Source organism: Vibrio sp. JZG10 (assembly GCF_054064075.1).
On the sequence record NZ_JBSUGE010000005.1, the window covers coordinates 23,710 to 38,955 of the forward strand.

Annotated in this window: 11 protein-coding genes; 2 read left to right on the top strand and 9 right to left on the bottom strand. The window is 47.0% G+C overall.

Annotated elements, in window-relative coordinates; all coding sequences use genetic code 11:
* Positions 1 to 123: 123 nt before the first annotated feature.
* From ACWYVB_RS08485 to ACWYVB_RS08500, 4 genes are all read right to left on the bottom strand, one after another.
* Entirely contained in the window at positions 124 to 1,626 is a 1,503-nt protein-coding gene (locus ACWYVB_RS08485; protein WP_074190427.1) for an efflux transporter outer membrane subunit, read from the bottom strand.
* The gene (locus tag ACWYVB_RS08490; RefSeq protein ID WP_317411059.1) at positions 1,623 to 4,685 is read right to left on the bottom strand and encodes an efflux RND transporter permease subunit; all 3,063 of its coding nucleotides are present in this window, start codon (positions 4,683 to 4,685) and stop codon (positions 1,623 to 1,625) included. The genes ACWYVB_RS08485 and ACWYVB_RS08490 overlap by 4 nt, the downstream gene beginning before the upstream one ends.
* A 10-nt stretch (positions 4,686 to 4,695) precedes the next feature.
* Positions 4,696 to 5,778: an efflux RND transporter periplasmic adaptor subunit gene (locus tag ACWYVB_RS08495; RefSeq protein ID WP_317411058.1), complete on the bottom strand. Its 1,083-nt coding sequence runs from the start codon at positions 5,776 to 5,778 to the stop codon at positions 4,696 to 4,698.
* Between the two features lie 104 nt (positions 5,779 to 5,882).
* On the bottom strand, positions 5,883 to 6,764 hold the full coding sequence (locus ACWYVB_RS08500) for a LysR family transcriptional regulator (RefSeq protein WP_203343502.1): 882 nt from the start codon (positions 6,762 to 6,764) through the stop codon (positions 5,883 to 5,885).
* A gap of 112 nt (positions 6,765 to 6,876) precedes the next feature.
* On the opposite strand from ACWYVB_RS08500, the gene ACWYVB_RS08505 reads away from it, so the two are divergent.
* Complete coding sequence (locus ACWYVB_RS08505; RefSeq protein ID WP_012842376.1) at positions 6,877 to 7,236, top strand: DUF6559 family protein; 360 nt, start codon at positions 6,877 to 6,879, stop codon at positions 7,234 to 7,236.
* A 78-nt stretch (positions 7,237 to 7,314) separates the two neighbouring features.
* Here ACWYVB_RS08505 and tyrS read toward each other — a convergent pair whose 3' ends face one another.
* The 4 genes from tyrS to ppsA all read right to left on the bottom strand — a co-directional run bounded on the left by tyrS (position 7,315) and on the right by ppsA (position 12,979).
* Positions 7,315 to 8,574: a tyrosine--tRNA ligase gene (gene tyrS / locus ACWYVB_RS08510; RefSeq protein ID WP_317411057.1), complete on the bottom strand. Its 1,260-nt coding sequence runs from the start codon at positions 8,572 to 8,574 to the stop codon at positions 7,315 to 7,317.
* Positions 8,575 to 8,656: 82 nt separating this feature from the next.
* Positions 8,657 to 9,463: a response regulator transcription factor gene (locus tag ACWYVB_RS08515; protein ID WP_046876144.1), complete on the bottom strand. Its 807-nt coding sequence runs from the start codon at positions 9,461 to 9,463 to the stop codon at positions 8,657 to 8,659.
* 193 nt (positions 9,464 to 9,656) lie between these two features.
* A complete protein-coding gene (locus ACWYVB_RS08520; protein ID WP_006741381.1) occupies positions 9,657 to 10,436 on the bottom strand; it encodes a lipid-binding SYLF domain-containing protein in 780 nt (259 codons plus the stop codon).
* A gap of 170 nt (positions 10,437 to 10,606) precedes the next feature.
* Positions 10,607 to 12,979: a phosphoenolpyruvate synthase gene (gene ppsA / locus ACWYVB_RS08525; RefSeq protein WP_192943716.1), complete on the bottom strand. Its 2,373-nt coding sequence runs from the start codon at positions 12,977 to 12,979 to the stop codon at positions 10,607 to 10,609.
* A 251-nt stretch (positions 12,980 to 13,230) separates the two neighbouring features.
* On the opposite strand from ppsA, the gene ppsR reads away from it, so the two are divergent.
* On the top strand, positions 13,231 to 14,067 hold the full coding sequence (ppsR, locus tag ACWYVB_RS08530) for a posphoenolpyruvate synthetase regulatory kinase/phosphorylase PpsR (RefSeq protein ID WP_005392709.1): 837 nt from the start codon (positions 13,231 to 13,233) through the stop codon (positions 14,065 to 14,067).
* Positions 14,068 to 14,151: 84 nt separating this feature from the next.
* On the opposite strand, the gene ansB is transcribed toward ppsR, so the two are convergent.
* A complete protein-coding gene (ansB, locus tag ACWYVB_RS08535; protein WP_317411055.1) occupies positions 14,152 to 15,216 on the bottom strand; it encodes an L-asparaginase 2 in 1,065 nt (354 codons plus the stop codon).
* Positions 15,217 to 15,246: the final 30 nt, after the last annotated feature.

The window sequence follows — 15,246 nt, forward strand, 5'->3', positions numbered from 1 at the left end:
CCTAGAGAGGGTATAGGTGGTAGAAATATTTGCCTCACAAACTAAGAGGCCATCTAAGTGGCCTCTTTTTAACCGATTTAACGGCATCCGTTATGACGCAAAGGTGTGAGGCTTGTAAGAAACCTAACCTTTGGCATTCGTGTCGGGTTGTGCTTCTGGTTGTAGCGTCCAATCACCACCAAGCGATTTGTAGAGCGCAATCGTAGCGTGTGCGGTTTGTAACTTTGCCGCGACTCGCTGATCTTGCATCATGCGTTGCTGACGTTGCGCATCCAAAACTGATAAGTGATCAATCAAGCCTGCTCGGTACAGTGACTTGGCTTTGTTGACGGCGTTATTGGTGGCTTTCAATGCCTCATCGATTCGGCGCTGATTTTCTTGGCTGCGACCATAAGTAAACAGCGTGGATTCGGTTTCTGCCAAAGCCGCCTCTACCGTATGTTGATAAGACAATGTCGCCGAATCAAAACGCGCTTGGTTGATGGCTTCAATTGCCTCGCCACGCCCCCCATCGAACAAGTTCCAGCTTACGCCTGCCGCGCCCATCCAACCGAAAGAATCGCTACTGAAGAGATCGTCAAAGCTTGACGCCGACAACCCCGGAGCGCCCGTCAAAAAGAACTTCGGATATTGATCAGCAACGCTTGCTGCTAACTCTTCATTGAGCGCGGCCATTTCGCGCTCGGCTAAGCGAATATCGGTACGACGTTTCAACAGATCGGAAGGTAAACCGACCGGCACCATGTCTTGCATGACAGGTACACTATGTTGCTTAGACAGACGGATTTCGACTTGCGTTAGCGGCTCACCAAGCAATACTGCTAAACGATGTTTGTGCGCTTGTTGGGCAATCTCTAACTGCGGAACGAGCGATTCCATTGCCGCAAGTGTGGCCTTTGCTTGGGCTAAATCGAGATCAGAACCGTAGCCGCTGCGCACGACTTTTCCGACGAGGTCGAGTGTGCGTCGTTGATCTTCTAAGTTCGACTTTGCCAATTCAAGGCGCTCACTCGCGCCTTGGTATTGCAAGTAGTTGTGAATCAAATCCGCTGTGATCACCGTGTTCAAGCCGCTTTGATAGATCTGAGCTTGTTCGAGACGAATATGCGCCGCGTTCGCTTGGCGGTCAATGCGCCCAAACAGATCAACTTCCCAAGCGATACTCGCGCCTGCAAATACGCCATCGTGCTGATTATCCATTAGGGTGACGTTACCAATTTGAGGTGGCAGACCCGACACGGAATCACTGAGTGGATTCAAGATCGGAGCGAGTGAAGAGTCATTTTTACTGAACTGATAGTTCATGTAACCCGCACCGAGATTAATTGTCGGTACCTTGAATGACTCCACCATGGTTTTATAGTTGTTGGCCATTTTCACCCGCTCGGCCGCCACTTTCAGCGGAATGTTTTGGCTCTGCATGTCTTGAACCATTTGATTCAACACCGGATCGTGAAACTTAGTCCACCAAAACTCAACGGGTTGTGAATCGGTACTCAACCCTGCATTTTCGGCGTTCAAGTAGGTTTCTGCCATGCTGGTGGTCGGTGCTTGGTAGTCGGGGCCCACTGCACAACCTGCTAAACTTAGGGCTAGAACGACAGGCGTTAGAATGAATTTTTTCACGATGACGCCTCCTCTAGCTCAGCGTTGGTTTGTGTGGATGGTGCGTTTTCTTTGTAAGCAAGGCGATACAGCGCAGGCATGACAAACAGTGACAATATGGTTGCGGCTGCCAAGCCTCCGATGATGGTTGCCGCCATTTGGTCAAACAGCAGATCTGACAGCAGCGGGATCATGCCGAGCGCGGTCGTTAACGCACCCATAGAAATGGCCATAGTACGGTTGACCGTGGCTTCTTTGATCGCGTCAGACAAGCTCTTGCCATTTGTGCGTTCGAGCTCAATTTGATCCATTAGTACGATGCCATTTTTGATGATCATCCCGGTCAGCGTGATGGCTCCGATCAGTGCCATAAAGCCAAATGGTTTATCGAATCCAAGCAGAGCAAACACAGCCCCTGATGCTGCCAGTGGTAGCGTTGCGAGGATGATGATTGGCTGCTTAAAGCCGTTGAACATCGCGACTAGGATGATCACCATGATCAGCATTGCTTTTGGTTGCTGCTTCATGATGTCGGTGACCGCTTTGTCTTCATCGTAATATTCGCCTCCCCATTCCATGCTGTAACCCGCCGGAAGTTGGATAGCTTCAACCTGATCTTTAATGGCATTTCTTACATTCGCTGGTGTGGAGTCTCGACTCACACCCGCTTGAACCGTGATGGTTTTCACGCGGTCGCGTCGCCAAATCATGCTTTCTTCGGTGACCAGTTCGAATCCATCCACCACTTGACCAAGCGGAACGCTGTTAAAGCCAAGTAGCGAGCGCACAGGTAGCGTTTCTAGTGACGCCATGTTTTGCGATGTGCCACGTAACTGAATTGGAATCAGCTCATCATTCAGGTTCATTTGTCCGAGCGGCATGCAGTCTGATGCACGTTTTAGCGCGAAAGCGACATCGGCGCGGTTAATGCCTGCTTGACGCATTTTGTCTTGGTTTAGAATCGGCTTGAGCACTTTGCTTTCTTGTCGCCAATCATCGCGAATGTATTTTGCATCAGGGTTTGAAGCAAAAATCGTTTTCGCTTCCGCCGCTAGTTGATGTAATACGGTTTCATCCGGACCAGAAAAACGCACCTCAACCGCGAACTTATCTTTGGTTGCCAACTTCAGTGCTCGGAAGCGAGGTTCGGCATCCGGAAACGCCTCTTTCAGCCAATCATCACCACGCGTCACCAAGTAACTGATGCTCTCGTAGTCTTTGGTGTTGATCAGAATCTGCCCGTAGGCAGGGTCGAGCGGCTCAGGCTCTACCGTTACCGAGAAGCGAGGTGCACTGGTGCCGACATAGCTAGAGATACTTTCCACTTCTGGTTGTGCGACCAACCATTCTTCAACTTTGCGCATGTCTGCCGAGGTTTGTTCAATCTTGGCACCATTGGGTAGCCAGTAATCGAGAAACACAATTGAGCGATCCGACTGAGGAATAAAGTTCACGGCCACATACGGGATTGCCACGGCGGTGACTAAAATCAACGGAACCAAAGCGGCTAATGCTTTACGCGGGTTGTCCACCGTCCAGAATACCAACTGTTTATAACGGCTCGGTTTGGTCTCTTCGCTGTTAGCTTTTGGCTTGATGAACATCCACGCCATTAATACCGTAAACGTCATCGCGACGATCCATGAAAGCAACAGTGACGACGCCACAATGTAGAACACAGAGCTCGCAAACTCGGCAGAGTCGGTTTTGGAGAACAACACTGGGCTTGCGCCCATAATCGCGATGACAGTTGCGCCTAAAAGTGGCACAGCGGTTTCTTTGACGGAATCAATCGCGGCGCGAGTTCGCTCGATACCTTTGTTGAGCTTGGCGATCATCATATCGGTGATCACAATGGCGTTATCCACCAACATGCCCAGTGCGAGAATAAACGTACCTAGCGAGACACGGTGCAAATCGATGCTGGCGATGTTCATGTATACAAGCGTAAGCAAAATCGTCAGGAGCAAGCTTGCGCCAACGATGGTTGCACTCTTAAAGCCCATGAAAACCAACAACACCACAAAAACAATCGCGACACTTTCAAGCAGGTTGCCAACAAAGTCGTCGATAGACTTTTGTACTTCTTCAGGTTGATAAGCAACGGTCGAGATGTCGACACCCAGCGGCAGTGTTGCTTGGTAGTTAGCGATGATGTCTTGAATCGTATCGCCAAGTGACACCACGTTAATGCCTTGAACTGGGCTCACCGCCAAAGTCACAGCGGGCTCTCCGTTGTAGCGGTTTTCTGCCAATGCTGGTGTTTGATAACCCATGGTGATGTCGGCGATGTCACCAAGACGAATCAACCCCGAGCCAAACTCGCCGGTGCCACCATTGATGATTAAATTGCGAATGTCTTCTAGAGACTGAAACTCACTGGTTTGCGCAATACGAATACGCTCTGTGCCTGCATCGAATTTTCCCGCTTCGAACGTGCTGTTTTGTGTGCTCAGTTGGTTCCAAACTTGTGCGATCGACAAACCATATTGAGCCAAGCGCTCGTCTGGCATATCGATATGTACAACGCGAGGTTGAACGCCGTGTAGCTCGATCTTTTTGATGCCGTCGACGGCTTTGATTTGGCGTTGCAGCTCTTCGGCGTAGCGACGCAACTCTTCTGGTGCAGCATCTGTGCTGTGGATAGAGAAAAGCATGCCGTAGACTTCAGAGAACTCATCTTGCACTACGCTGATCTGCGCGCTGGAAGGCAGCTGCAGTTTTACATCGTCCACTTTGCGTCTCAATAAGTCCCATTCCTGCGGAAGTGCTTTGGAATTAAGGCTCTCTTTGAGGTCAACAAAGACCATAGACAAACCGGGGCGAGACAATGAGCGCAAGCGATCCAACTCCGCCATTTCCTGCAGTTTAGTTTCCACGGTATCGGTGACTTGGTGTTCGACTTCTTCGGCAGATGCACCCGGATAAAGGGTCACGACTACCGCAGTTTTTACCGTAAAGCTCGGGTCTTCTAACTTGCCTAAGTCGAAGTAAGAATAGATGCCAGCGATCACGCTCAATACGATAAAGAACAGAACGAACTTACGTTGGCGAATCGCGAATTCAGCTAAATTGATCATGGATTCGCACCTACAACGTCTTGATAGTCAGGTTTGGGGCGGCATCGCCCTCGCTCAGATAATGGCTACCGATGATCACCACATAATCGCCTTGCTCAAAACTTCCGGTCACACACGCTTGGTATGCGTCGATAGAGTCAAGATAGACCGGCTCTGAATGAATAACCGCATCACGAACCACATTCACGTGCAGAGTTTGTTTTTCACCCAAAATTGCAGAGTAAGGAAAGCAATTGCTTGAGTGACTGGTGTTGAGCGCGGTATTAACCGTGACTGCTTTACCGTTGAATAGCGCACTGGAAATGGAATCGATGTCTAGCGTGACGGTATAGGTTTGTTTGAGCAGGTGCTTTTTCGGCGCGATTTCTGCTACGGTTGCTCGGTAGGATTGCTCCGAATCATACCAAGTCAACGATGCTGGCTGACCTAATGCGAATTGCGCAATCATATTTTCCGGCACGTCGATGTCGACTTCCCAGCTGCCTTCTTGCTGAATTGACACAACACTGCCGCCCGGCAAGGTTTGCTCATGTGGATCAATTGAAACGTCGGCAACAATGCCAGTGAATGGTGCACGTAGAGTGGTGTAACGTAGGGCATCTTTTGCACGTTGGATGTTTTTCTCAACCACTTTGACGGCAGAGACGCTACGTTCGTAGCTGCTGATGGCTCGATCTAAGTTTACGCTGGCAATGGCATCATCAGAAGTTGCTTGTTTTACGCGCTTTAACTCGGCTTTCGCGAGTTTGTGTGCTGATTGTGCTTCTAACATGCGTGCTTGTAATTCTTCTAATGAGACTTGGTAGTCGTGCTTGTCCAGCGTGGCAATGACTTGGCCTTTTTCTACCAAGCTGCCTTTATTTACGAACACGCTTTCCACGGTGCCAGGTACACGAAAAGAGAGTGACGCGGTTTCTTTTGCTTTTACGATCCCGCTGAATGATTTGTTGAGTTCTTCATTCCTTTCGTTGACTTCAATTACTTGAACGGGTCTGGATGCGCTTGGCTCCTCAACCTGAGGTTGAGCTTGATTACAGCCGAGTAGAGAGAGCGCGATAGTGCTCAGCGCGGCGGTTTTAATTTGATGATTCATAAGATGGCTCCATAATTTCGGCGCCATCTTATAATTCACAGATGTTCAGATAATCATGCGTACGCATGATTCAATGTCACAAAATTTATGACAATAAATGTAAATTACAAAAGTTTTGGAATTTTATTGCACAAATGTTCAATAAGTAACCGGCTAGCTTGGTTCAGCGTTTTCGGCTTAGGGTAGAGTAACCACCCCGTTTCTTCTGTGACGGCATATTGAGACAATACTTGCACCAATGCACCGGATTCGAGCTCATTTTTTACCAACAGTTTTGGGATATAACTAATGCCGCGGTCAAGCACTGTGGAGCTTTTGATAAAGCCGATGTTGTTGGAAATGAGTTTCGGTTTGAGCGCTACGTTTTGTTCCTGAAAGTGCCAAAGGTTGTCGACATTGCCATTTGGCCAACGAAAACAAATGCACTGATGATCGCTCAACTCTTCTAATGTAGTGGGCGTGCCGTGAGTTTGAAGATAGTTCGGTGAGGCAACGACACATCGGTCTAGCGTTAAGATCTTTCTCGCGACAATGTCTGAATCAAACAGCATGCCGCCGTGCAGCGCGATGTCCAACCCCTGCTGAAACATATCAATAAAGCCATTGTTGATATTGCGAATGTCGAGCTCAACCTGCGGGTATTGATCCTGAAATTCAAACAAAATGGGTTGAAGAGGTTCATAGGTTTCTGGCAGAAGGCCAAGTTTGATTTTTCCTCTGACCTCGATGCTTTCGTTACTGGCTTGCTGGTTTGCCGAATCAAGCAAGGTGAGTACTTTTTGTAGATCTTGGTAGTAGGCATCGCCTTTGTTTGTCAGCGAAAGGCTGCGAGTGGTGCGGTGAAAAAGTTGCGTTCCGAGGTAACGTTCCAGTTCTCCAATGCGTCGGCTAACATTTGCTCGTGGCAAGTCCAAAGCATTGGCTGCCGCTGTAAAGCTGCCAAGTTGGACGACTTTGGTGAACAGTTTTAGATCGTCAATTTTCACTCTTGAACTCCATACTCTTTGAGCGCCGTGCTAAACCCTGACACTCTAGAGTATTGATGTGTGGTATACAAAACTTATTATTAACTATCGAAATATAAATAAGGACTTCAACATGTTGAGATTTATACAACGTCGCCGCATTAAGAAAGTGATTAAGCTTATGAGTACCAGATTGGTGGTGGGATACGGCAGTCGTGAGTACTTTTCCGTCGGTCAGGTAAAGACGAGCACCAGTGAGTTAAGCACGTGCCAACAAAAAATTGCGTTGGCGTTGTACGCGAATCCGCAAGAACTTGATTTGGAAAACCAACCAGAGTTGCAAGCCATCCGCTCTGATGTGGCGCATGACTTCTTTGCTGGTGCCGATTATACCGCTCAAGATGTGCTTAATTTATTCGGTGCTGGTGGCTGGAAAGGCGGCCGAATGGAAGATGGAATGTCTCATCATTTTGGTATGCACAGCCGATACTAGAGCGAGCTAACCTTATAAAGTCTTGTCAGTTAACTCGCTATATCACTTTGCCTTGTGAGGTGTCACTCCGATGCTTTGTTAAGCGGCACGCTTTACGAGGCAGAAGTGCTTTTTACCGCGTTGCAGTAACCAGTATTGGTCAAACAGTGGGAAGCTTAAACTCGGGTTATCAGCCGATACTTTTTCACCGTTTACACTGATGGCGTTGTTGCTGATGTGTTCGCGCGCAACACGTTTCGAGCTTGCTAAGCCCGACTCAATCAATAGCTCAACCAAATCTTGTTGTGTGCTCTCAATGCTTGGTAAACCATCTAACTCCAACTGTTTTAATTCACCCAAACTCAGTTGTTGCACATTACCGCTGAACAGTGCTTGAGTGATGCGCTCGGCACTAGATAGGCCGTCTTCGCCATGAACAAATCGCGTCATTTCTTCAGCGAGAATACGTTGTGCTTGTGGCTTGCCTTGGCTTGCTTGGTCTTGCGCTTCAATGCTGGCAATTTCTTCGCAGCTCAAGAACGTGTAGTAACGCAAGAAGTGGTAAACGTCGGCGTCTTCTGCGCCAAGCCAGAACTGGTAGAAGGCGTAAGGTGAGGTTTTGCTAGGGTCTAGCCATACTGCGCCACCTTCGGTTTTGCCAAATTTGGTGCCATCGGATTTGGTGATCAGCGGCAGAGTTAAGCCAAATACTTGCTCACCATTTTGGCGACGAGTTAAATCGATCCCACTGACGATGTTTCCCCATTGGTCATTGCCACCGATTTGCAAACGACAATCGTATTGACGGTTTAGCTCGGCAAAATCGTACGATTGCAGCAGAGCGTAGCTAAATTCGGTGAAGGAGATACCTTGGTCAGGTCGTTGCAGGCGTTGTTTTACCGATTCTCGGTTGATCATAGTATTGATCGAGAAGTGCTTACCCACATCGCGGAAGAAGTCGATCACATTGATCGCTTTCATCCAGTCAGCATTGTTCACCATGATCATTGGCTTGGTCAGTTGGTGATTCATCAACTGCTGAATTTGATTAGAAAGATCGTTAACCCAACCTGAGACGATTTCTGAAGAATTCAGGCTGCGCTCGGTCGCTTTAAAGCTCGGGTCGCCAATCATGCCCGTTGCACCGCCAATCAAGGCAACAGCTTGGTGTCCGGCATCTTGAAAGCGCTTAAGCATGATCAAAGGCACAAGGTGGCCGATGTGCAAGCTGCCAGCTGTAGGATCGAAGCCGCAGTAAACGGTTTGTGGCCGTGAGAGAAGTGTCTGAATTTCTTCCAAATCGCTGGCCTGCGCAATCAAGCCACGATCTTGTAAATCTTGCAGTAATGGTGTCGTCATTCTTTTTGTCTGTCTTATTGGTTGTTGTATTCAGACTAAAACGCGACACCTTTTGTCGATATATCCCTTAAGGGACAGTTTTTTATCTTGAATGGAGAATAAGGTGATTGAGGAAAAGCTGGAATAACTCACTCAATGAAGACACATTTAACTGCGAGTAAATGCGTTTTCGATGATTTTTGACCGTGCCTTGCACTAAGTGTAACCGCGCGGCAATTTCTTTGGTGTCAAACCCTTGAGCGAGAAGTGAAGCCACCTCTTGCTCGCGACGAGTGAGTGATTCTACGCCAAATGTTGCTAAAGCTTGCTCAATGGCTAATCGCATACTGCCAGAATAAGCACTCTGGGCAAAAACAGGCTCAGAAAAGGTAAACTCCGTTTGTTTCCAGTGCTGCTGACAAAGCGATTGAATTATCGGGAAGTAGGGCTTTAATTTATTGATTTGCTGTTGAGAAAAGTATTTTCCATCATTCATATACCCGAAGTACAACATGACCCAACGGCCAGGTTCGACTTCGACTAGCATGCTCAGTTCGTCTTTCCACCCTGTCTGATGGTAGAACTGTTCGCAGTAGGAAGTAAAATCAACGCCTTTGCGTGCTACGTCTTTGAGCGTAAATACGCCTTGTTGCTTTGTCTCGTTTAGTTTGAGAAAAAAAGGGTCATTTTGAAATGAGTCAGTAAGGTAGCGTTGAAAAAGTAACTCTCGCTCGTTCTCAATCGAGTCGTAGAGATAAATAGGATGTTTACCTTCTCGATAACCTAAAATAACCGCGCAATCAAAATGAAAAAGAGTGCGAATGACACGCATAAGCTTAGGAGTAAAGTTAGGCGTATTAAGAGCAGAAATTGCTTCTGCCAGCAGATTATTAAAGTTATTGTCAGGCATGGGATACCGAATCGCAGATGGTTTTGGGCAAGCATAACGAAAAGCCATCCAACGAGAAAGGGAAGTCACCATCTTCTGGTGACTTCCCATGAGAAAGTTGCACAAGTACTCAGTTTTGAGGAGTCATAGCTGCGTTAACTTATTGATAAGGGTGCATAACAACCGTTCTGTTTAAGCGATTAGTTGCTATGCGTTACTGCGAGTTGGTGAGCTCTTCGTTAACCCAATATTTAGAACCAGACACGTTGGCATCGATGAGCAAGCCTTTTGCATTCAACTGATAAACGGCGACGCCACTGTTAAATTGTTTTGAAAGTTGCTCTGAGTCTTCGCCAGCTACAGCAGAGGCTTCACTGGTCGCTTCCCATCCTTCGTTGACGAACGTATCAAAGTCTTCTTTGCTCTCAAACAGAATCACTTGTTGGTAAAACTTGCCGCCAGCCCCAAGTGCGACGCCCAAACCAAACATATTCATATAAGTGCGTTTTTCTGTTTCCTTATTGACTGCGACACCTGACCCTGAGTTGGTGTGAAACAACAAAGACAATTTACGAGAATCAAAGACCGCGTAGCCGTAAGCGTTGTCGTAAATGGCTTTGGCCTCCGGCTTTTCATTAAACAACTTGAGCAAAGCACTATCCGCCATTAAGTCTACAGCTTGGCGAGCTTCTTCTGGCGTGTCGCCTTCCATCAGTTCATCAATTTTCTTGTCGGCTGCATCTATCCATTCTTTGCTTTTCTCAATACTGGCTTCTGTCCACTCGCCTGCGGTATTGATTGCTTCCTCGGACCAGTTCGTGAAATCTTGCCACGCTTGTTTTGAAAAGGCTTTGGTATCGTCCCAAGCATCTTGCGCAGTATCAGAAACCGCTTCGCCTAGCTCAGACATTTTGTTGGAAATATCATCCCAATCTGCGTAAGCGGGAGATGCTAGGAGCATCAATGTGGTAATGAGTGCGATAGACTTTTTCATCAAATTCTCTCTGGAGTTGTCGATACATCATTCATTCTAGGTCATCAGACTTTGATAATGAAATTGACTAAATGGCGATCTTGAGAGAGGAATCACGAACTGATTGCGAAATGACGTATGAATAACAAAGCCCTCACAAGGGGAGTGTGAGGGCTTGAGTTTTTAGCGCGTTACTTGCTGCTAACTTTACCGAGCTGTAACCAAGTATCGATAACGGTGTCTGGGTTTAGTGAAACAGAGCTGATGCCTTGCTCCATCAACCATTCCGCCAAATCTTCATGATCTGATGGGCCCTGACCACAAATACCCACGTACTTGCCAGCTTTGGTTGCTGCGTCTATTGCCATTTTCAGCATGATTTTCACTGCTGCGTTACGCTCATCAAATAGGTGAGCAACGTCGCCAGAGTCACGGTCCAGACCAAGCGTTAGCTGAGTCATGTCGTTTGAACCAATCGAGAAGCCGTCAAAGTACTTCAAGAACTCATCGGCAAGTACCGCGTTGGATGGCAGTTCACACATCATGATGACTTTCAGACCTTGGTCGCCACGACGCAGATCAAACTTCGCTAGCAAATCAATCACTGATGCAGCTTCGCTTGGTGTACGCACGAATGGGATCATGATTTCAACGTTCTTCAGACCCATTTCGTTACGAACGCGCTTGATAGCTTGAGTTTCTAACTCGAAGCAATCTTCAAACACTGGAGAAATGTAACGAGACGCACCACGGAAGCCGAGCATTGGGTTTTCTTCATGCGGTTCGTAGGCTTTACCACCAACCAAGTTGCTGTATTCGTTAGACTTAAAGTCAGACATACGAACGATGACGCGTTTTGGCCAGAAAGCAGAAGCGATAGTCGCGATGCCTTCAGTCAGCTTGCTCACGTAGAAATCGATAGGATCTTTGTAACCACGAATGCGCTGTTTAATTTCTGCTTTTAGCTCATCGCTTTGCGCATCAAAGTTAAGTAATGCTTTCGGGTGAATACCGATCATCTTGTTGATGATGAACTCTAGACGAGCAAGACCAACACCTTCGTTTGGAATCTGAGCAAAGTCGAATGCGCGATCTGGGTTGCCCACATTCATCATCACTTTGGTCGGCAGCAGTGGCAGTTCATCAACAGAAGAGCGTTTTACATCAAACTCAAGCTCACCTTGGTAAACGTAACCCGTTTCGCCTTCTGCACAAGATACGGTCACTGTTGCGCCATCAGTCAGTTTGCTTGTCGCATCGCCACAGCCAACGATTGCAGGAATACCAAGTTCACGAGCAATGATAGCTGCGTGACAAGTACGTCCGCCACGGTTGGTAACAATAGCAGAAGCTTTCTTCATCACTGGTTCCCAGTCTGGGTCAGTCATGTCTGTAACCAACACATCACCTTCCTGAACCAATGACATTTGGTCCAGAGAGTCAACCAAACGTACTGCACCTTTACCGATACGTTGACCGATTGCTCGACCTTCAATCAAAACATCTGCTTTGTTCTGTAGCTCGTAGCGCTCAATCACGTTTTGTTCCGTTTGTGAACATACGGTTTCAGGACGCGCTTGAACAATGTACAGCTTGCCGTCGATGCCATCTTTTGCCCACTCAATGTCCATTGGACGCTGGTAGTGCTTCTCGATGATCATCGCTTGTTTGGCGAGCTCTTTGATCTCTTCGTCGTTCAGTGAGAACGTGTTGCGCTCTTCATCAGAAGTATCAACGATATCAACTTGTTTGCCGATCTCTTGGTTGTCAGAGTAGATCATTTTGATCAACTTAGAACCAAATGTTTTCTTAACGATCGGGTGTTCACCTGCTTCAAGCATTGGCTTATGAACGTAGAATTCATCAGGGTTTACTGCGCCTTGAACGACCATTTCACCTAGGCCCCATGAAGAGGTGATGAAGACAACTTGGTCGAAACCAGACTCAGTATCAAGCGTAAACATTACACCCGAAGAAGCTTTGTCTGAACGCACCATACGTTGGATACCCGCAGATAGTGAGATACCACGATGGTCGAAACCTTGGTGTACACGGTAAGAGATCGCACGGTCGTTAAATAGAGAAGCGTAAACGTGCTTAGTTGCTTCTAGTACTGCATCGATGCCTTTCACGTTCAAAAACGTTTCTTGCTGACCAGCAAAAGAAGCATCAGGCAGGTCTTCTGCCGTAGCAGACGAACGAACTGCGACTGAAAGCTCAGGGTTGCCTTCAATCAGTTCTTGGTAGTTTTCACGGATTTCTTGTTCAAGGTCCGCAGGGAAAGGGGCCTCTAATACCCATTGACGGATGGTTGCACCTGTCTTACGCAGAGCTTCCACATCCTCAACGTCTAGTTCATCAAGTAATTGGTGAATACGCTCATCCAAACCTTCGTGGTCAAGGAATTGGTTAAACGCGTGTGAGGTTGTCGCAAAACCATTTGGTACAGAAACGCCTGCGTTCGCTAGGTTAGAAACCATTTCGCCAAGTGAAGCATTCTTACCGCCGACTTTGTCGACATCATCCATGGATAGGCCATTGAACCAGAGGGTGTTCTTTTGCATGTCTTTCTCCAGAAACATTGCAGCTTAGTAGGGGGACTTAAATCGCTCTAAACAATCGCATGTTGGCTGTTATTACACTTTGACCATACATTACTTCATTTAGATTGATATCAAAGGCAAACGATTACGTTCTGGCTGAAAAAAATTCAAAAGAATTTTTAAAGCTGTGGTGAACCTAACTGAAAGCCAAACTGATTTATTAATATTATGTTTACCATCCTACTCAAAAGATTTTGAAAAATTAAACAGAAATGCAAATAAATAACCAAAGTCGTGATGTGTTCTATGTTTCTGACGGTACGGCGATAACATGTGAGACATTAGGGCATGTTGTTCTCGGTCAATTTCCGTTCATTCCTAACGAAAAAACCTTTCCGTTCGTAGAAAGCCAGGACAAAGTTGCTGACGTTGTAAAAGAAATTGAAACTTCCTACCAACGCAATGGCGTCAAACCTCTGGTGTTTTTCTCTATCGTGGTGCCAGACGTACGTGAGATGCTGCTGGAAGCGCCTGCATACAGCTACGATGTGTTGGAAAGCATTGTACAGAAAGTGCAAGATGACATTCAGATGGCGCCAAAACCCAAGTTGCAACGTTCTCGCAGTGTGGGGAAAGATTCCGATACCTATTTCGACCGTATCGCGGCCATTGAATATACTTTGGCGCATGATGATGGCATCACGCTAAAAGGGTTGGAGCAAGCCGATATCATCCTGCTGGGAGTATCGCGCAGCGGGAAAACCCCCACCAGCCTATATATGGCGATGCAGTTTGGTTTACGTGTCGTGAACTATCCGTTCATTGCGGAAGATGTGAAGATGATGCGTTTGTTGCCTGAGTTTGAGATCCATCGTCATAAATTATTCGGGCTTACTATCGACCCTGAACGTTTGACTGAAATCCGTGAGAATCGTTTGTCTGGAAGTGATTACGCCAGTACTGAGCAGTGTAAGCTGGAGCTAGACACCGTAGAGGCGTTGTTTAGAAGAGAGGCGATCCCATACATCAATACGTCCTCTCTCTCTGTGGAAGAGATCACCACGCGTATTCTTGAAAAAGCAGGGATGAAGCGCCGTTTGTTTGGTTAATAGTGGGCACCAACATCGTCGTGTGCAAGAGGAGGCGAGTAACTCCTCCTCTTGTGCATCTAAAGATGCCTTACACAGAATGATTTAATAGTATTGGAACATCTTTTGGATGTCTTGATAGTTTTTGGTCTGAGTCAGTGACAGCATCAGTAAGATACGTGCTTTTTGTGGGTTTAGTGTGCCTGAGGCAACAAAGCCATATTTGTCGTCATCAATTTCAGCATCCAAAGTGGTTGAGCCGGTTGGTGTGCGAGAGCTCCTTACAACAACAACGCCATCTTTGCTCGCTTTTTCTAACTCATCAAAGACCGTGTGGTATAAGTTACCATTACCGACACCAGCACTTACGATGCCGTCAAACTTGGCATCAACAAAGGCTTTGACTGGTAAGCTCGACGCATTTGCATAGTTATAAACAATGCCTACTTTAGGTAGTGTGTTGAGTTTTGATACATCGAATGGGGTTTCTGTCGTATGTTTACGCTCTGGGCTTCGTTGATATTTGGCATCGCTATTATGAATGTAACCGATAGGACCAAAGTTAGGTGACTGGAAAGTACTGACGGAAGTGGTGTTTGTTTTAGTTACGTCTCGCGCATCGAAAATAGTGTCATTCATCGCGACTAACACGCCGCGCCCTTCAGAATCTTCATCGGTGGCTGTCACGACGGCGTTGTATAAATTAACTGGGCCATCAGCACTCATTGCGGTGGAAGGACGCATTGCACCGACGATCACAACTGGCTTTTTGCTCTTGACGGTCAGATCAAGGAAGTAAGCGGTTTCTTCTAATGTATCGGTACCATGAGTAATGACGATACCGTCAACATCATCTTGAGCGAGCAGTTTGTTGACGCGTTTGGCTAATTTAAGCCATACCTCATCATTCATATCTTGTGAACCAATACTGACCACTTGCTCTCCGGAAATATCGGCAATGTTGGTCATGCTAGGTACCGCAGAAATCAATGATTCGACACCGACTTTACCTGCGGTGTAGTTTGACTCTGTCGCAGATTGACCTGCGCCTGCTATGGTGCCGCCAGTGGCAAGAATTTTAATGTTCGGAAGATCGGATTGCGCAAAAGAGAACGAACTGATGCATAAACCGAGAGTTATCGTACTGAGGCGGAAAAGATTTTTCGTCATAGGAATCACCTGCTGTTAGGTTGGATGTTG